Genomic DNA, 16,022 nt, shown 5'->3' with positions numbered 1-16,022 from the left:
ATGAGCCTCGCCCTCGAAACCACCGCCCCCCGCCGCGTCCCCGCCGGCCGCCTCGCCGTCTACGGCGTGGTGCTTGCCATCGGTCTGGCGCTCGCCTTGGCGCCCTTCCTGTTCCCCGACGTGCGGGCACAGGAGGTGGCGGCGCGGATATGCATCTTCATCGTGCTGGTGGCGAGCTACGACCTGCTCATCGGCTACACCGGTATCGTCTCCTTCGCGCACACGATGTTCTTCGGCCTCGGCGCCTACGGCACCGCGATCGCGCTGAAGGCGATGGGGCCGAGCTTCACGGCCATCGCCATTGGCGGCGGCGCAGGGCTGGTCGCCACGTTGGTGCTGGCTCTGCTGATCGGGCTGCTGTCGCTGCGCGTGAAGGCGATCTTCTTCGCCATGGTGACGCTGGCCGCAGCCTCGGTCATGCTCGTGCTCGCCTCGCAGCTTTCCGAATATACCGGCGGCGAGGACGGCATCACCTATCAGGTGCCACGCCTCTTCTCGCCCGCTTTCAAACTGTTCGAGGATGCCGACGGCAAGGTGTTGCGGCTGTTCGACGTGCCGCTCAATGGGCGCGTCGCCGCCTATTATTTCGTGTTCCTCACCAGCCTCGCGCTCTTCCTGTTCATGCTGCGCGTCGTCGCCTCGCCGCTCGGCTCGGTGCTGAAGGCGATCCGCGAGAACGAGATGCGCGCCGAGGCGATCGGCTATCGCGTCGTCGCTTACCGCACCGCCATCTTCTGCCTCGCCGCGCTGATCGCGGCCATGGCCGGCATCCTGCGCGCGGTGTGGCTGAAATATGCCGGGCCGGACGCAGCGCTGTCGTTCGGCATCATGATCGACATCCTCTTGATGGTCGTCATCGGCGGCATGGGGACGATGGTCGGCGCGGTGATCGGCGTCGTGGTGATGACGCTGGCGCAGTTCTACCTGAAGGACCTCATGCAGATCGGCGCCGACGCCACGGCCGGTGTGCCGGTGGTCCACCAGCTGCTGGAGCCCGACCGCTGGCTGCTCTGGCTCGGAGTGATATTCATCCTGCTGGTCTACTTCTTTCCCGCCGGGATCGCCGGCACGCTGATGAACAAGGATTGGCGCAAATGACCGGACCGCGCTCGACCTATGTGACCGCCGCGGGCTTCGAGGTGCACGTCACCGAATGGGGCAACCCGGCCAATCCGGCGCTCGTGATGTGGCATGGGCTGGCGCGGACCGGCCGCGACTTCGACGAGGCGGCGCGCGCGCTGAGCGACACCTATTTCGTGCTCTGCCCTGACACGATCGGCCGGGGCCTGTCGTCCTGGGCGCAGCGGCCGGAGATCGACTATTCCTATCGGTCCTTCGGCGACACCGCGCTCGGCATCCTCGACCATTACGGCATCGACCGGCTGCGCTGGGTCGGGACCTCGATGGGCGGCCTGATCGGAGTCACGCTGGCGGCCGGCCGGCTGAAGGAGCGCATCACCCATCTCGTCGTCAACGACATCGGCCCCGACATCCCCGAGGCCGGGACAGGACGCATCGCCACCTATGTCGGCAACCCTCCGGTCTACGAGACGGTGGCCGAGATGGATGCGTGGCTGCGCCGGAACTATGCACCCTTCGGCCCGAACAGCGACGCGTTCTGGCAGCGCATGGTCGACACGTCCGTGCGCCGCACCGACGCCGGCAAGGTGACCGTGCACTACGACCCGGCCATCGTCACCCAGTTCACGCATCACAAGGCCGATATCGACGTCTGGGACGCCTACGACGCGATCACGGCACCGACGCTGTTGCTGCGTGGCGAGACGTCCGACGTGCTGGCCGCCCCGGTCGCCGCCAAGATGACGCAGCGCGGCCCGAAACCCCGCCTCGTCGAGTTCCCCGGCATCGGCCACGCGCCGACGCTGGCGACGGACGCGGAGATCGACCTGCTGCGGCAGTTCCTGGCTGGCTAGACACGCAACCGGCCAAAGCGCGGAGGACGATCCGAGACCTCCTGCTAGGTGCGTCCCCGGGAGATGGCTTTTGGCGTTCTGACGGGTGCAACAGGCCTAGGCGGCCATCAGCAGTTTCTCGATTTCGTAGACCGGGTGGTTGGTCAGCGTCTTCGGCACCTCGCCGACGATCCGGTCGCTGACCTCCTTGTGCAACTTGCGGCGCATCTCGCCGAGCACGAGGGGCGGTGCGACGATCACCAGCTTGTTGAATTCGCCGCGGTGCGCCAGCCTGTAGAGCCGGTCGGCGATGTCGTCGGCGAACTTCTCCTTCTGAGCGCGATGCCAGTCGGTATCCGCGACGGCGCTGCGATGGACGCTCGGCCCGTCGTTGAAACGGCCCGGCCTGTCGCTGCCCTGCTCGCGCGTCGGCGGGTTCTCCTCCCTGATCTCCCGCACGACCTCGAGGTTGGGATAAAGCGCGTCGCCCTCGTTGCGCAGGAACAGCGCTTTCTCCCCGTCAGCGACGACGACGAACATGTCGTGCTCGAGTCTGAATGCTCTCGGCCATGTGGACGCTCTCCCGTTGGTCTCGAAGGATCAACGGCGGGAGCCATGGGCGGTTCCCCCGCGAAACGAGCTTCGCGGCGCGCCGGCCAGAGCCTGCGGAGACTACGCCGCCTGCGCCATCCGCTCGCCGCTCATGCGCCAGGAGATCGACTCCGCGAGGTGGATGCGGCCGACCTTCTCCTCGCCGTCGAGGTCGGCCAGCGTGCGGGCCACGCGCAGCACCCGGTGATAGGCGCGCGCGGAAAAGCCGAGCTTCTCGCTCGCGTCGCGCAACAGCGTCAGCCCTGCCGCGTCGGGCACGGCGATCTCCTCCACCATCGCCGTCGCGCAGTGCGCATTGGTGGCCGCCGCAGGCAGGCCGAGCGCTGAAAAGCGTGCCCGCTGGATGTCGCGCGCGCGGGCGACGCGGGCCGCCACCGCGCTCGAGGCCTCGGCCTTCGCCGGCCGGATCAGGTCCGCCGCCGACACCGCAGGCACCTCGACACGGATGTCGATGCGGTCCATCAGCGGGCCGGAGATGCGGGCCTGGTAGTCTGCCTGGCAGCGCGGGCGCGCAGGCACCGGTAGCCGGGCTGTCCGGCCATGCCGCATCGGCACGGGTTCATCGCCGCGACGAGCTGGACGCGCGCGGGATAGCTGACGCGATGGTTGGCACGGGCGATGACGCACTCGCCGTTTTCCAGCGGCTGGCGCAATGCATCGAGCACCTGCGGCGTGAATTCGGGGAACTCGTCGAGGAAGAGCACGCCGTGATGGGCGAGCGAGGCTTCGCCCGGCCGCACGCGCAGGCCCCCGCCCACCATCGCCGCCATCGAGGCGGAGTGATGAGGCGCGCGGAACGGCCGCCGGTCGGTGAGCCTGCCGTCGGCCAGCTCGCCGGCGATCGAGGCGATCATCGACACTTCCAGAAGTTCCTTCGGCGACAGCGGCGGCAGGATCGACGGCAGGCGCTGCGCCAGCATCGACTTGCCCGAGCCCGGAGGACCGATCATCAGCAGATTGTGCCCGCCGGCGGCCGCCACTTCCAGCGCCCGCTTGGCGCTCTCCTGGCCCTTGATGTCGGCGAGGTCGAGCGCGTCCACGCCCATGCGCTTCACCGCCGGATCCGGCCGCGACAGGACCTGCGTGCCGCGGAAATGGTTGGCGATCGCGATCAGGCTGCGCGGCGCCAGGATGTCGATGTCGGAGCCCGCCCATGCCGCCTCCGGTCCCGAGGCGTGCGGGCAGATCAGCCCCTTGCCGATCGCATTCGCCCCGATCGCGGCCGGCAAGGCGCCGGCGACGGGCGCGATCGTGCCATCGAGCGACAGCTCGCCCAGCACCACATAGTCCGCGATGGCATCGCCCGGGATCGCGCCCAGCGCGGCCATCAGGCCGAGCGCGATCGGCAGGTCGTAATGGCTGCCCTCCTTCGGCAGGTCGGCCGGGGCGAGATTCACCGTCACCTTCTTCGCCGGCAGCGACAGGCCGGACGCATGGAGCGCGGCCTGTCGCGCTCGCGGCTCTCGGCCACCGCCTTGTCGGGCAGGCCGACGATGTGGATGTTCATCTTGCCCGGCGCGATCATCACCTGGACGTCGACCGGAACCGCCTCGATCCCCTCGAATGCGACCGTGCTCACCCGCGAAACCATTGCCCGCCCCGTGCGCTGCGACCTGCCGGCGCTCAACCCCTCGCCCAGCGTCGCCAATGTCTGGTTGCAACGCCATCGAAACATATCGCGTGATGCGCGTCAAGAACATTACAAGAACATTTCGCGCAACGGCCGGTGTGCCGATGCCGGTCTATTGACGGCGGCTCGCATCTCGGCGAGCCATCCTCTTCGAGGACAAGAAAGGGAGGAGACATGGGACCGCTCGCGGGGATTCGGATCATCGAAATGGCGGGCATCGGCCCGGGGCCGTTCTGCGGCATGCTGCTGGCGGACATGGGCGCCGACGTGATCCGCGTCGACCGGCTGGCGCCGTCGGGTCTCGGCGTCGAGATCCCCGTCCGCTACGACCTCTTCAACCGCAACAAGCGCTCGATCGCCGTCGACCTGAAGTCGCCGGAGGGCGTGGCCACCGTGCTCAGACTGGCAAGCCAGGCCGACATCCTGATCGAGGGGTTCCGGCCCGGCGTGATGGAGAAGCTGGGTCTGGGGCCGGACGTCTGCCTTGCCGCCAATCCAAGGCTGGTGTTCGGCCGCATGACCGGCTGGGGCCAGGAGGGGCCGCTGGCGAAGGCCGCCGGCCACGACATCAACTATATCGCGCTGACCGGCGCGCTGGCCGCGATCGGCCCGGCGGGCGGCGCGCCGGTGCCGCCGCTCAACCTGCTCGGCGACTTCGGCGGCGGGTCGATGTATCTCGCGATGGGCGTGCTGGCCGCGCACATCGAGGCGCTGCGCTCGGGCAAGGGGCAGGTGGTGGACGCGGCGATCGTCGACGGCACGGCGGGGCTGATGACCATGTTCCACGCCTTCCGGCAGATGGGCAGCTTCCAGACGAAGCGCGGCTCGAACCTGCTCGACGGCGGCGCGCCGTTCTATGGCGTCTACGAGACAAGCGACGGCAAGCATGTCGCCATTGGCGCGCTGGAGCCGAAGTTCTATGCCGAGATGATCGAGAGGCTGGGGCTCGCGGGCGAGGACCTGCCGCCGCAATACGACACCAAGGGCTGGCCCAGGCTGAAGGCGCGGCTGGAGGAGGTGTTCCGGACGAAGACGCGGGACGAATGGTGCGCGGTGCTGGAAGGCTCGGACGCCTGCTTCGCGCCGGTGCTGGACCTGGACGAGGCGCAGGCGCATCCGCACATGGCGGCACGGGGCATCCACCCGACGGTCGACGGCGTGACGAACACCGCGCCCGCGCCGCGGTTCAGCCGCACGCCGTCGCAGATCTCGCACCCGGCGACCGAGCCGGGGGCGGATACGGCGGAGATCCTCGCGGGCTTCGGCTTCGGCGCGGACGAGATCGCGCAGCTGAAGGCGGCGGGGGTGACGGCCTAGCCGCGCTCCGCGAAGGCCTCGGCCTGCGCGATGAGGGCGCGGGCCTGTTTCAGGTGGGGCACGTCGAACATCCTGCCGCCGAGGTTGACGACGCCGGCGCCCGGCGCGGCGGCGAAGGCGGCGACCACCTCCCGTGCGTGCGCGACCTCCTCGGGCGAGGGGGTGAAGGCGGCGTTGATGACGGCGACCTGGTTGGGGTGGATGGCCATGCGGCCGGAAAAGCCCTCGCGCGCGGCGGCCGCGCAGTCGGCCGCGAAGCCCGCGGCGTCGGAGAAGTCGGTCCAGACCGTGTCGATGGCCGCGACGCCCGCAGCCTTCGCCGCAATGAGGCAGGAGGAGCGGGCGAGGCGGTAGGTCAGGTCGAGCGTGCCGTCCGGCCCGCGGTTGGCGCGGGCGCCGAGGGCGGCGGCGAGATCCTCCGCGCCCCAGGTGATGGCGGCGAGGCGCGGCACGGGAACCTGCGCGTAGTCGGCCAGCGACAGCACGGCCCGGGGCGTCTCGGTGGCGATGGGGATGAGCGGGATGGGCGCGGCGATGCCGTCGCGGGCCTCCAGCGCGTCGAGCATCAGGCCAAGCGAGAGGAGGTCGGAGGGGCCGTCGGGCTTGGGCACGATCAGACCGGCGGGCGCGGCGCGCACGATCGCGACGAGATCGGCGAGCCCGCCCTGCGCGAGCGGGTTGACCCGCACCCAGAGCGCGGGGCCGTTGCCGCCACGGTTCTCGGCGAGGAAGGCCGCGGCCATGTCGCGCGCGACCTGCTTGCGCTCCGGCGAGACGGAGTCCTCCAGGTCGAGGATCAGGGCGTCGGCACCGGAGGAAAGGCCCTTGGCGAGCTTCTTCTCGGAATCGGCGGGGACGAAGAGGAGCGAGCGGGGGATCATGCCGGCCTCTTCTTCTGCAGGCCGGCGCGGCGGCACGACGCAACGAGCTCGTTCTTCTGGTTGTAGGCGCGGTGGATGAAGGTGACGATGCCCTGGTCGGGCCGCGACTTCGACTCGCGCAGCTCGGCGACCTCGGTCTCGACGCGGATGGTGTCGCCGTGGAAGACGGGCCTGGGGAAACGCACCTCGTCCCAGCCGAGGTTGGCGATGGCCGTGCCGAGCGTCGTCTCGCCGACGGAGATGCCGACCATCAGCGACAGCGTGAAGCAGGAGTTGACGATGCGGGTGCCGAACTCGGTCTCGGTGCGGCAGTATTCCTCGTCGAGGTGGAGATAGGCCGGGTTGTGGGTGATGGCCGAGAACCAGACATTGTCGGCCTCGGTGATGGTGCGGCGGATCTCGTGGCGGAAGACCTGGCCCACGCTGAGTTCGTCGAAATAGAGACCTGCCATGCTTTCCTCCGGCTCTGAGCGCCCGGAGTGATACGTCCGCTATCGCGGCATGTCGATGGTCGTCGTGGTCTTGGCGACGCAGATCGAGCAGCAGTCGCGGCACGCGCGGTTTCCGTCCGGCCCGACGCCGTAGGAGATGCGGTCGTTGCCGTTGACCCAGGCGCCGTAGCAGATGTTCTCGCCCTCGCGGCAGTCGATCAGCACCGACTTCTTCTCGCCGGGCTCGAGCAGGTAGACCTGGCCGTCGCCCGGCCAGACGCGCTGCGTGTCGCGGCCGTGCAGCTCCAGCACCATGGCGCGGGCGGTTTCGTTCTTCATGTAGAAGGTCATGCCGCCCTCGGCATAAGCGGGGGTGCTGAGCGCAAGCGCGACGAGGACGGCGGCCAGGATTCGCATGGCGCCATCATCGCCGGCCTTGCTTGCGCGGGCGTTGCCGCCTCACGACGTGTCGCGCCGCTCCTGCGCCTCCCAGGCGAAATAGTGCAGGTCGCGCAGGATGTCGTCGATCGGGTGCTCGGGCCGCGGCGACGCGGGCCGGCGCAGCCCGTAGGCGCGGCCGGGGCGCAGCGGCGCGACGCGGTGCAGGCGGCGTGCCTTGCGCAGCGCCTCGCAGCGCGCGCGCCAGCGGGCGAGCCGCAGCGCCTGGCGCGGCAGGTCGGCGAGTGCGCGGCTGAGCGCATCGACCCGCCGGCGCAGATATCCGGCATCGATCGGGTCGTTCGGCGACGGCTCGTGACGGGGCGCGACGGAAAAGAGCGGCGTCCAGCCCGGAACGGAAATGCGCGGCACGCCGCAGCTGCGCATCATGAATGGCGGCCTCGTCGGGTCGGGCAGCGGGTCGAGGAGGCAAAAGGCGAGTTTGCGCGTGCGGTCCGGCTCGGCGGGAACCTCGGCCGGCGCGGCGCAGGCGAGACCCAGGCCGGGGCGGACGGGGATGTGCGTGACCAGCGGGCCGGAACTGGTCTTGAGCGGGGCCAGCACCGGTTCCGCCGCCACCATGTCGCGGCCGACCACGATGATCAGCCGGCGCACGGCAGCTTCCGCCGCGCGCAGCAGGCGGTAGACGGCGCGGTGCCAGCGGCGGGGAAGGGTTGGGGACGGCGAAAGATCCCCCTCACCAGGTCCGGCTAACGCCTCGGCTTCGCCTTGGCGAGCCGGACCATCCTCTCCCACAAGGGGCGAGGAAAGGGCGAGCCCCGCCATGACGCACAGCGTGGCGACGATGGGGCCGAGCAGGCGGACATTGCGCTCGATGACGCCGTCCCAGTCGATCCCGCTTTCCCAGTCACTTCCGTCCCAGACGCTCACCGTCGCCTCCTTTCATCGCCGACAGTGTCGCGGAGGCGCGAAGGGGTGTGGATGGAAAAGCGGAAGAAAAAACGGCGAGGGCGAGCGGGACAAGGGGTTGGCGCGGGAGGGGGCGGAAATCGATCCACGCCTGGCCTTCTCTCCCTGTGGGAGAAGGACATAGCGCTTCTCCTGACACGCCGCGTCAGGAGCGGTGCCGTAGGATGCGTCTTCTCAGGGGGACAGGATGCAGGGTTTTGGCGATTTCGATTTCCTGGTGGGCGAATGGCGCATCACCAATGAGCGGTTGCGGGAGCGGCTGAAGGGGTCGACCGACTGGGAGGTGTTTCCCGCGACGTCGAAGGTGGAGAAGGTGATGCCCGATGCGAACGGTGTCCACGGCGGCAATCTCGACCAGACGTTCATTCCGGAAAAGGGTTTTACCGGCATGACGCTGCGGCTCTACGATCCCGCGACCGGCCTGTGGTCGATCTACTGGAGCGACACCAAGAGCCACCGCCTGTACCCGCCCACCGTCGGCCGCTTCGAAGGCGGGCGCGGCGTGTTCTTCGGCGACGATGTCGAGGGCGGGGTGCCGGTGAAGGTCAGGTTCGACTGGACGGCCGGCGAGGCCCCGGTGTGGGAGCAGGCGATGTCGGCGGATGGCGGGCAGACGTGGGAGAAGAACTGGGTGATGCGGTTTGAGAGGTAGTAAGGTGCTTTTCCTTCTCCCTCTTGTGGGGATAAGGTGCCCGAAGCGGGAGGGGCAAGAGGTGGCCGGACGGGCATCTCCCAGTAGTATACTCCAGAGCGATTCCCCCGGAAGTTTGAGGACATGGCGAAAGAAGCTATCCCGCGGGTTCTCTATTTCGCCTATAAGGCTAACGTATGAATCTACCAGAAGTCCTAGACCATATATGGAAAAGCCACATCCCAAGAACGGCAGCAGCCACCGAGGCGGCTCCCAATCTTGATGAGCCCTCGCAGGTCATTGTTCAGGCACTATGCAGCTACGTACTAGGGCGGTCCACCCTGACGGAATTCGAACACGCTCTGTGTCACACAGATCGAAACTTTCTAGCCTCAGTTTCCCCGGGCACCTCAAGTAGCGAATTGTCCTCGATATTAGCGGGGCTGCAACTTGCGAGAGATCACCTAGATGGCAACCTCTTTAAGCCTGCTGAAGAAAGAAACCGATGGTATGCTTCGGCGGCTGACGACCTTAACATCTCGGTATCTAGTTTTAAGAGATTGTTAGCAGCAACAGAGATTCTAGAGCAGAAAGCATTATTGCGTCATGATAATCGCAATTGAAGGCATTGATGGAGCAGGAAAGAATACTGTTGCGAATCAGCTTAAAGCTGTCTTGATCGAGCGTGGCTTGTCCGCAGACGTCATCGAGTTCCCGCAAGTAGAGAATACTTATGGCGGTCGGGCGTTAGGGGATTTCTTAGCAGGTCGCCATCGAACGCCCGACGATGTGAAGGTTATAGCCGCATTATACGCAATTGACAGGCTTGAGTATCTAGACATTATAAGATCTCGCGCGAACGAACATGACGTTCTCATATTCGACCGGTATATTGCATCAAATTTGGCGTTTCAGGCTGCAAAGACCGTCGAATCGCAGAGATATTCTTTAATGAATTGGATTGTTGATCTGGAGACAAAAACATTTGGGATGCCCGCTCCAAACCTTAACGTACTTTTACGCACCCATATCGATCAAGCTAAGCAAAATGTGTCCGAAAAAGCGTTGAGGAACTACACCAAAGAGTCCTTCGATATACACGAGCAAGATAAAACCTTGCAGAGCCGTGCACAATACATGTACAATGTTATTGTCGACAAGGACATCCTAGGGCCGTGGCTTATAATAGACACGACAAGTGACGCTGGCGGTCGAAAATCTCCACAGCAGATGGCTCGACAAATTGCTGATCATGTCAAGTTATAATTGTCTCCACGATAAATTTATGAAGTAACTCGCTGTCTGATTGAACGGATCGAGGCAGAGTAACGCTCCGTCGCATCAAGCGCGACAGCGCCGATATGTTGTATTGCCCCATCAGCTCCCGGTATCTTTTATCGGGTATACGCAGACCGTCGTCTATGATGTCAACAACTTGATCAATCTCGGTGGTAATGACCAAGTCGTATGTATTACACCAAATAATCAGAAAATCCACCAAGACTTCTATCTCAGGCGATGTGGTTCCTAGCCGGTCACACGTCTCCAAATAGTGCGCAAATATGTCTGGAATTCCTCGATCAATAATCAAAATATTTTCTTCGGAAAAAGATTCGATTTCACGCGATATCTGGCGATGTATTAGCCATTGAGTACTCAAGAATGATTGATCTCGGTTAAGGGGAAATGGACAATGGCGGGCAGTCTCATCCAACCCTATCACGTCTCGACCGCCGCTCCTTAGTAAATCAACACATGACTGGAGAAGAGTTGTTTTGCCTGTCGAATAGGCACCGTTTATAAGCACTTTCAAACAAGCTTTCCTTCAGCCGAGAAAAACAAGATTGAATGGAGTTTGATTCCTTTTGCCTCCAAGGTAATCCGCGGCTTTTTGAGTTGCGGCTCAAAAAAAACAAGTGCATCTGTAGTTATGAGATCGTGCTTATGTAGATCGTTGATTAGCGACAGCATCTTTGCCCCACCAGTAGTGCTATCGTCGAGTATGAGCCCCACCATTCCTGGCTTTAGTATGAACGAGGCATCAAAGACAGCGGCGCTCTCATTTTTCCCGGATTCGAATTTCTTTCCCGCATTATGCAAGACTAAAGGTATTTTAACCAGGCGCGAGAACTCATATGCAATTGTTGGACTCCCACTCTTGGGCGCAACCACAAAATCTACATTCAAACTCACTACCTCACCGGGCTTTGCAACCTGCTCGCGCCAGAAGGCGGCTAGAAGTTTCGCTATCATTTCGGCATGTCTGTGATCTGTCGAAGCGCTCATGATGTCAACAAAGCCCGGACTGTTGACTGCATTTACCGAGCCAACCAATTTCTTTCCTTTAATGTAAAACTCCTGCGCAATACTCAGCGACCGACTCTTGATGTCGGAGCCAGAGTAGAAGGCGGGGATATGGTTGGCGACCTCCCGGCGACGCAGACCAGGGACGTCCACACCTAAGGCTTGCAGCGTCCGTATGGTGTCGGTCGCCCGATTCTTATGAATCCAATTTCTCGCCCATGCGGGTAGGAATCCGAGGATGTCTAAGACACTGATTAGGGTCGAAACTGCAAGCAGAACTAGAATTGCCCCAACCAGTAGTTCGTTGGTAATAAAATCAACCATGATAGCCCTCCCGATGGCGGCGCATATTTAGACAAACTTACCACTCGAGTCGAGACACCGACGTCGACGACACTATGCCCGTTCAAGTCTCTCAGAAGCGATATCGGCAGCCGCTTGGGCATCTTTTCTCTTTCTTGGCCAAGCCAGACACAGCGGATGGTGGGTATTCGACCCTGCCGAGCTGGGTCCAAAGCGGTGGGAATGGCGCCGGGGTTATTAATGAGGGCGGAACGGAAGACATTCCAGCATGCCAGGCAGCTCCGGCGCGACCTGAGCCTGCCGGAGATTATCCTATGGGACTGCCTTCGGGCACGGCGTCTGGACGGGCTGCGCTTTCGGCGCCAGCATCCGGTCGGGCCGTATGTGCTGGATTTCTACCATGCGGAGGGTGGTAGGCTGGCTGTCGAGGTCGACGGCGCGGATCACGACGTGCCGGAACAGATGAGCCATGACCTACGGCGTGACGGCTGGCTCGCTACGCACGGTGTTCGCGTGATGCGCATCGCGGCAAGGGATGCGCTGGATGAAAAGGCGCTGGAGGGGATTTTGGTGATGATTGCGGAAGCGGCGAGGAGGTGAGAGGGGCGGGTCGTGAGTGGCTGGACGCAGCCTCGATGCTTCGGGACGCCCCCTCCACCACGCTTCGCGTGGTCCCCCTCGCCCGTGAACGGGGGAGGATCAGTGGCAGCCCCGGGGCGGGTCCCGTTCGCTTCGCTCACCCTTCGGCAGCCCCCGCCCGGACTTGCGCTCGCATCGATCCACCGGATCGATGCGTCGGGCCGGAGGCCCGACCGCTTAGTCCCCCATCTTCAACGCCTCAATAAACGCCGCCTGGGGGATATCCACCTTGCCGAACTGGCGCATGCGCTTCTTGCCCTCTTTCTGCTTGTCGAGCAGCTTGCGCTTGCGGGTGATGTCGCCGCCGTAGCATTTGGCGGTGACGTCCTTGCGCAGCGCCGAGATGGTTTCGCGGGCGACGACGCGGCCGCCGATGGCCGCCTGGATCGGGATCTTGAACATGTGCTGCGGGATCAGCTCCTTCAGCTTCTCGCACATGGCGCGGCCGCGCTTTTCGGCGGCGGAGCGGTGGACGAGCATGGAGAGCGCGTCGACGGGCTCCTCGTTGACCAGGATCGACATCTTGACCAGGTCGCCCTCGCGGTAGTCGGTCAGGTGGTAGTCGAAGGAGGCGTAGCCCTTGGAGATCGACTTCAGCCGGTCGTAGAAATCGAACACCACCTCGTTGAGCGGCAGGTCGTAGACCAGCATGGCGCGCTTGCCGACATAGGAGAGGTCGTGCTGGACGCCGCGCCGGTCCTGGCAGAGCTTGAGGATGGAGCCGAGATAGTCGTCGGGCGTGAGGATCGTGGCGCGGATCCACGGCTCCTCGATGTGGGCGATCTTGACCAGGTCGGGCATGTCGGCCGGGTTGTGCAGCTCCTTCACGGTGCCGTCGGTCATCGCCATGCGGTAGACGACGCTCGGCGCGGTGGCGATGAGGTCGAGGTCGAACTCGCGCTCCAGCCGCTCCTGGATGATTTCGAGATGCAGAAGGCCGAGGAAGCCGCAGCGGAAGCCGAAGCCGAGCGCAGCCGAGGTCTCCATTTCAAACGAGAAGCTGGCGTCGTTGAGGCGCAGCTTGCCCATGGCGGCGCGCAGGTCCTCGAAGTCGGCGGCGTCGACCGGGAAGAGGCCGCAGAAGACGACCGGCTGCGCCGGCTTGAAGCCGGGAAGGGCCGTGGCCGTGGGGCGGCGATCCTCGGTGATGGTGTCGCCGACGCGGGTGTCGGCCACCTCCTTGATCGAGGCGGTGATGAAGCCGAACTCGCCGGGGCCGATCTCCTCGGCCTGGATCATCTTGGGCGTGAAGAAGCCGGTGCGCTCGACCGGGTATTTTGCGCCGGTGCCCATCATGCGGATGGTCTGGCCCTTCTTCAGCGTGCCGTCGATGACGCGGACCAGCACGATGACGCCGAGATAGGCGTCGTACCAGCTGTCGACCAGCATCGCCTTCAAGGGCGCGGCCGGGTCGCCCTCGCGCGGCGGCGGGAGCTGGTGGACGATGGCTTCGAGCACATCGGGCACGCCGAGGCCGGTCTTGGCGGAGATCAGCACGGCCTGGGAGGCGTCGATGCCGATCACCTCCTCCACCTGCTCGCGGATGCGCTCGGGCTCGGCGGCGGGCAGGTCGACCTTGTTGAGGACGACGACGATCTCGTGGTTGGCGTCGATCGCCTGGTAGACATTGGCGAGCGTCTGCGCCTCGACGCCCTGCGAGGCGTCGACGACCAGCAGCGAGCCCTCGCAGGCGCGGAGGCTGCGCGAAACCTCGTAGGCGAAGTCGACATGGCCGGGCGTGTCGATGAGGTTGAGGATGTAGTCCTCGCCGTTCTTCGCCCGGTAGGAGAGGCGCACTGTCTGCGCCTTGATGGTGATGCCGCGCTCGCGCTCGATGTCCATGTTGTCGAGCACCTGCTCCTTGCCCTCCATCTCGCGGGCGTCGAGCCCGCCGGTGAGCTGGATGAGCCGGTCGGCCAGCGTCGACTTGCCGTGGTCGATGTGGGCGACGATCGAGAAATTGCGGATGTGGTCGAGCGGGAAGGTCATGGCCGCGCCTTTAGCAGGGAAGTGCTGAAAGGCAAAGGGTCCGGGCCGCGCGGGCGGCCCGGAGATGCGCCGGCCTCAGCGGCCGGGCACGCGGCAGCAGGTGCGGCTGGCGCGCAGCGTGGCGGCAAACGTCTCGTTGTTCTGCGCCGAGCAGACGCCGTTCCTGAAGTAGACCACCGGCATCTGCCAGGTGGAGGCTTCGCAGTTGGTCGAGGTCTGCGTGTAGCCGACCGGGCAGGCGGGCGCGACGACGTTGGCAGTGCCCCCTGCCGCGAGGTTGACATCGGCCGTCGGCGTGACCACGCAGTCGAGCGCGGTGGCCACGGGGCGCGTGTAATAGCCGATCACGTCGATGACGTAGTGCACCTGGGTGCTGGCGCGCACGGTGATGTCCCAGCTGCAGCTGTTGCAGGCAGGGACGGTCAGGTTGCCCGCCTCGCCGTAGCTGCCGGCATTGACCATGATGGCGGGGCCGGTCTCGTGCGTCTGGCCGTAGGCGTAGACCCTGAAAGTGCCGTTGCCGGCCGGCGAGAGAAGCGAGATCGAGAGCGCATAGGCGGCGACGAAGGTGTTGGGGATGCCGCAGTCCAATGAGGAGTTGCCGCCGGCGACGGTGCCGACGCCGCCCTGGAACTGATAGGACGCGGCCGGGGAGACGATCAGGTTGCGCGGCGTGGCGGCGGGCAGCTGGCTGTTGAGCACGACGGAATTGGCGATGCGGCAGCGGCCGTTGGGCAGCGGCGTGAAGGTGAGGTCGGCATTGGGGTCGCCGAGCGCCTGCGGCGCCACGAGGCCGTTGCCGATCGCCCCGGAGGCGGCCTGCACCTCGGCGGCGGTGGGGATGTAGCCGGTCAGCGCGGCGTGCATCAGCTCCAGCGTCGGCGCGGTGGTGGCGCGCAGCACATTGGCCGCATCGCCCTCGGCGATGGCGGCCTGCAGCCTGGCCGACCAGCGCTCGACGCTGCCGCCGGGCGAGGCCTTGACCACGCTTTGCCATTTGGCGACGAGCTCGCGGGTGATCGCGGCGCGCTGGGCGGCGGTCAGCGTGGGGGCGGAGGGGGTCGACGCCGCGGGCGTCGACACCGCGCCGGGCGCCTCGGCGGCGGCGGGGGTCAGAGCGGCGAGCGCGGCACAGGCCGCCACGCAGATCGCTTTCAGCACTTGCATCATATTGCTCCTGGGAAGATCGAGGTCGGCCACGGCACTGTAGTTGACGTTGCGTCAGGTTGGGAAGATGGAGAATTCCCGGCGGTGGAAAACTGCGGAATCGCGGGCAGGAAGGTGACGAGCGCGCCTTGAGCGGGGCGGCAAAGGGCTGGGTAGGTAGGCAGGAGGGCATGCCCTTGCGCCAACGTGCAGTTGCAGGTTGAGTGGCGAGAGGTGAGGGAATCAGGTGGCCCAATTCATTGATGAGCTGATTTCGCGCTACGGCGAGTCGACAAGAGTGAAGCTCTCGAACGCAGCGATCGACGGTGCGCCAGAGGATCAGCTTCGCGCACCATTGGAGACCCTTTTGCCGGCGCTGGCCGAATTATGCGGTGTGCCGACGGACCAAATCCGCCTCGTCGGCGAAACCACGCTCGCCGGCACCGGAACCCGCCCGGATTTCGCCGTAACGCGCGGTATCAAGCGGGGAGCCGAGACGCTTGTCGGCTTCATCGAGGTGAAGGCACCGGGCAAAGGTGCCGATCCGCGACGCTTCACCGATGCTCATGACAAAGCGCAGTGGCAGAAACTCAGGTCGCTGCCGAATCTGCTCTACACCGACGGAGGATCGTTCAGCCTGTGGCAGGACGGCGAACTTGCGGGACAGATCGTCCACCTCGACGGCGACATCGCCACGTCGGGCGCGAAGCTCGCGGCGCCCTACACGCTGCTCACGCTCATCGCCGACTTCCTCAATTGGAAGCCCATTCCACCCAGCAATGCGAAGCAACTCGCACATGTCTCGGCACGACTCTGCCGGCTCTTGCGCGACGAGGTGGAAGAGCAGCTCGAGGCCAA

Annotated in this window: 16 protein-coding genes and 1 pseudogene; 6 read left to right on the top strand and 11 right to left on the bottom strand. The window is 65.0% G+C overall.

The features are described from left to right. Together LRS09_RS12785 and LRS09_RS12780 are read left to right on the top strand one after the other, a co-directional pair. Positions 1-1,098: a branched-chain amino acid ABC transporter permease gene (locus tag LRS09_RS12785; protein WP_257807096.1), complete on the top strand. Its 1,098-nt coding sequence runs from the start codon at positions 1-3 to the stop codon at positions 1,096-1,098. Next, positions 1,095-1,934 carry an alpha/beta fold hydrolase gene (locus LRS09_RS12780; RefSeq protein ID WP_257807095.1) on the top strand — a complete coding sequence of 280 codons (840 nt, stop codon included), beginning with the start codon at positions 1,095-1,097 and terminating at the stop codon, positions 1,932-1,934. The genes LRS09_RS12785 and LRS09_RS12780 overlap by 4 nt, the downstream gene beginning before the upstream one ends. Before the next feature lie 96 nt (positions 1,935-2,030). Here the strand turns inward: LRS09_RS12780 and LRS09_RS12775 are convergent, their stop codons facing one another. Beyond that, the gene (locus tag LRS09_RS12775; protein ID WP_257807094.1) at positions 2,031-2,453 is read right to left on the bottom strand and encodes a host attachment family protein; all 423 of its coding nucleotides are present in this window, start codon (positions 2,451-2,453) and stop codon (positions 2,031-2,033) included. A gap of 132 nt (positions 2,454-2,585) precedes the next feature. Continuing rightward, positions 2,586-4,116, bottom strand: a pseudogene (locus LRS09_RS12770) (YifB family Mg chelatase-like AAA ATPase). 213 nt (positions 4,117-4,329) lie between these two features. Between LRS09_RS12770 and LRS09_RS12765 the strand changes: the two are divergent. Further along, positions 4,330-5,472, top strand: a complete 1,143-nt coding sequence (locus tag LRS09_RS12765; protein WP_257807093.1) for a CaiB/BaiF CoA-transferase family protein — start codon at positions 4,330-4,332, stop codon at positions 5,470-5,472. Here LRS09_RS12765 and LRS09_RS12760 read toward each other — a convergent pair. The 4 genes from LRS09_RS12760 to LRS09_RS12745 are packed head-to-tail and all read right to left on the bottom strand — an operon-like array spanning position 5,469 to position 8,113. Then, positions 5,469-6,353, bottom strand: coding sequence for a CoA ester lyase (locus tag LRS09_RS12760; protein ID WP_257807092.1), 885 nt, complete (start codon positions 6,351-6,353; stop codon positions 5,469-5,471). The genes LRS09_RS12765 and LRS09_RS12760 overlap by 4 nt on opposite strands. Continuing rightward, on the bottom strand, positions 6,350-6,805 hold the full coding sequence (locus tag LRS09_RS12755; protein ID WP_257807091.1) for a MaoC family dehydratase: 456 nt from the start codon (positions 6,803-6,805) through the stop codon (positions 6,350-6,352). The genes LRS09_RS12760 and LRS09_RS12755 overlap by 4 nt, the downstream gene beginning before the upstream one ends. Positions 6,806-6,844: 39 nt before the next feature. Beyond that, positions 6,845-7,201, bottom strand: a complete 357-nt coding sequence (locus LRS09_RS12750) for a hypothetical protein (protein ID WP_257807090.1) — start codon at positions 7,199-7,201, stop codon at positions 6,845-6,847. Positions 7,202-7,243: 42 nt separating this feature from the next. Next, the gene (locus LRS09_RS12745; RefSeq protein WP_257807089.1) at positions 7,244-8,113 is read right to left on the bottom strand and encodes a hypothetical protein; all 870 of its coding nucleotides are present in this window, start codon (positions 8,111-8,113) and stop codon (positions 7,244-7,246) included. A 226-nt stretch (positions 8,114-8,339) separates the two neighbouring features. Here LRS09_RS12745 and LRS09_RS12740 point away from each other — a divergent pair, with 226 nt between their 5' ends. Continuing rightward, a complete protein-coding gene (locus tag LRS09_RS12740; protein WP_257807088.1) occupies positions 8,340-8,804 on the top strand; it encodes a hypothetical protein in 465 nt (154 codons plus the stop codon). Between the two features lie 585 nt (positions 8,805-9,389). Further along, on the top strand, positions 9,390-10,049 hold the full coding sequence (locus tag LRS09_RS12735; RefSeq protein WP_257807087.1) for a hypothetical protein: 660 nt from the start codon (positions 9,390-9,392) through the stop codon (positions 10,047-10,049). On the opposite strand, the gene LRS09_RS30285 is transcribed toward LRS09_RS12735, so the two are convergent. Together LRS09_RS30285 and LRS09_RS12730 are read right to left on the bottom strand one after the other, a co-directional pair. After that, the gene (locus tag LRS09_RS30285) at positions 10,039-10,590 is read right to left on the bottom strand and encodes an AAA family ATPase (protein WP_374684911.1); all 552 of its coding nucleotides are present in this window, start codon (positions 10,588-10,590) and stop codon (positions 10,039-10,041) included. The genes LRS09_RS12735 and LRS09_RS30285 overlap by 11 nt on opposite strands. A 2-nt stretch (positions 10,591-10,592) precedes the next feature. Continuing rightward, complete coding sequence (locus LRS09_RS12730; RefSeq protein ID WP_257807086.1) at positions 10,593-11,411, bottom strand: hypothetical protein; 819 nt, start codon at positions 11,409-11,411, stop codon at positions 10,593-10,595. Between the two features lie 219 nt (positions 11,412-11,630). On the opposite strand from LRS09_RS12730, the gene LRS09_RS12725 reads away from it, so the two are divergent. Further along, a complete protein-coding gene (locus tag LRS09_RS12725) occupies positions 11,631-11,990 on the top strand; it encodes an endonuclease domain-containing protein (RefSeq protein WP_257807083.1) in 360 nt (119 codons plus the stop codon). A gap of 216 nt (positions 11,991-12,206) precedes the next feature. Here LRS09_RS12725 and lepA read toward each other — a convergent pair whose 3' ends face one another. The 3 genes from lepA to LRS09_RS30040 form a co-directional block, all read right to left on the bottom strand. Then, a complete protein-coding gene (lepA, locus tag LRS09_RS12720) occupies positions 12,207-14,018 on the bottom strand; it encodes a translation elongation factor 4 (RefSeq protein ID WP_257807081.1) in 1,812 nt (603 codons plus the stop codon). A gap of 75 nt (positions 14,019-14,093) precedes the next feature. Beyond that, on the bottom strand, positions 14,094-15,185 hold the full coding sequence (locus tag LRS09_RS12715) for a hypothetical protein (protein WP_257807072.1): 1,092 nt from the start codon (positions 15,183-15,185) through the stop codon (positions 14,094-14,096). A gap of 364 nt (positions 15,186-15,549) precedes the next feature. Further along, positions 15,550-15,963, bottom strand: a complete 414-nt coding sequence (locus tag LRS09_RS30040) for a hypothetical protein (RefSeq protein ID WP_308240298.1) — start codon at positions 15,961-15,963, stop codon at positions 15,550-15,552. Between the last annotated feature and the right edge of the window lie 59 nt (positions 15,964-16,022).

The organism is Mesorhizobium sp. J428, from assembly GCF_024699925.1.
Taxonomy (GTDB): Bacteria; Pseudomonadota; Alphaproteobacteria; order Rhizobiales; family Rhizobiaceae; genus Mesorhizobium_A.
This window is presented reverse-complemented; position numbering and strand designations above follow the sequence as displayed.

Coding starts and splice junctions, on each gene's coding strand:
- LRS09_RS12735 (WP_257807087.1), top strand. CDS start 9,390: ATGATAATCGCAATTGAAGGCATTGATGGAGCAGGAAAGAATACTGTT.
- LRS09_RS12785 (WP_257807096.1), top strand. CDS start 1: ATGAGCCTCGCCCTCGAAACCACCGCCCCCCGCCGCGTCCCCGCCGGC.
- LRS09_RS12740 (WP_257807088.1), top strand. CDS start 8,340: ATGCAGGGTTTTGGCGATTTCGATTTCCTGGTGGGCGAATGGCGCATC.
- LRS09_RS12715 (WP_257807072.1), bottom strand. CDS start 15,185: ATGCAAGTGCTGAAAGCGATCTGCGTGGCGGCCTGTGCCGCGCTCGCC.
- LRS09_RS12775 (WP_257807094.1), bottom strand. CDS start 2,453: ATGTTCGTCGTCGTCGCTGACGGGGAGAAAGCGCTGTTCCTGCGCAAC.
- LRS09_RS12750 (WP_257807090.1), bottom strand. CDS start 7,201: ATGCGAATCCTGGCCGCCGTCCTCGTCGCGCTTGCGCTCAGCACCCCC.
- LRS09_RS12760 (WP_257807092.1), bottom strand. CDS start 6,353: ATGATCCCCCGCTCGCTCCTCTTCGTCCCCGCCGATTCCGAGAAGAAG.
- LRS09_RS12730 (WP_257807086.1), bottom strand. CDS start 11,411: ATGGTTGATTTTATTACCAACGAACTACTGGTTGGGGCAATTCTAGTT.
- LRS09_RS12725 (WP_257807083.1), top strand. CDS start 11,631: ATGAGGGCGGAACGGAAGACATTCCAGCATGCCAGGCAGCTCCGGCGC.
- LRS09_RS12780 (WP_257807095.1), top strand. CDS start 1,095: ATGACCGGACCGCGCTCGACCTATGTGACCGCCGCGGGCTTCGAGGTG.
- LRS09_RS30040 (WP_308240298.1), bottom strand. CDS start 15,963: ATGTGCGAGTTGCTTCGCATTGCTGGGTGGAATGGGCTTCCAATTGAG.
- LRS09_RS12765 (WP_257807093.1), top strand. CDS start 4,330: ATGGGACCGCTCGCGGGGATTCGGATCATCGAAATGGCGGGCATCGGC.
- lepA (WP_257807081.1), bottom strand. CDS start 14,018: ATGACCTTCCCGCTCGACCACATCCGCAATTTCTCGATCGTCGCCCAC.
- LRS09_RS12755 (WP_257807091.1), bottom strand. CDS start 6,805: ATGGCAGGTCTCTATTTCGACGAACTCAGCGTGGGCCAGGTCTTCCGC.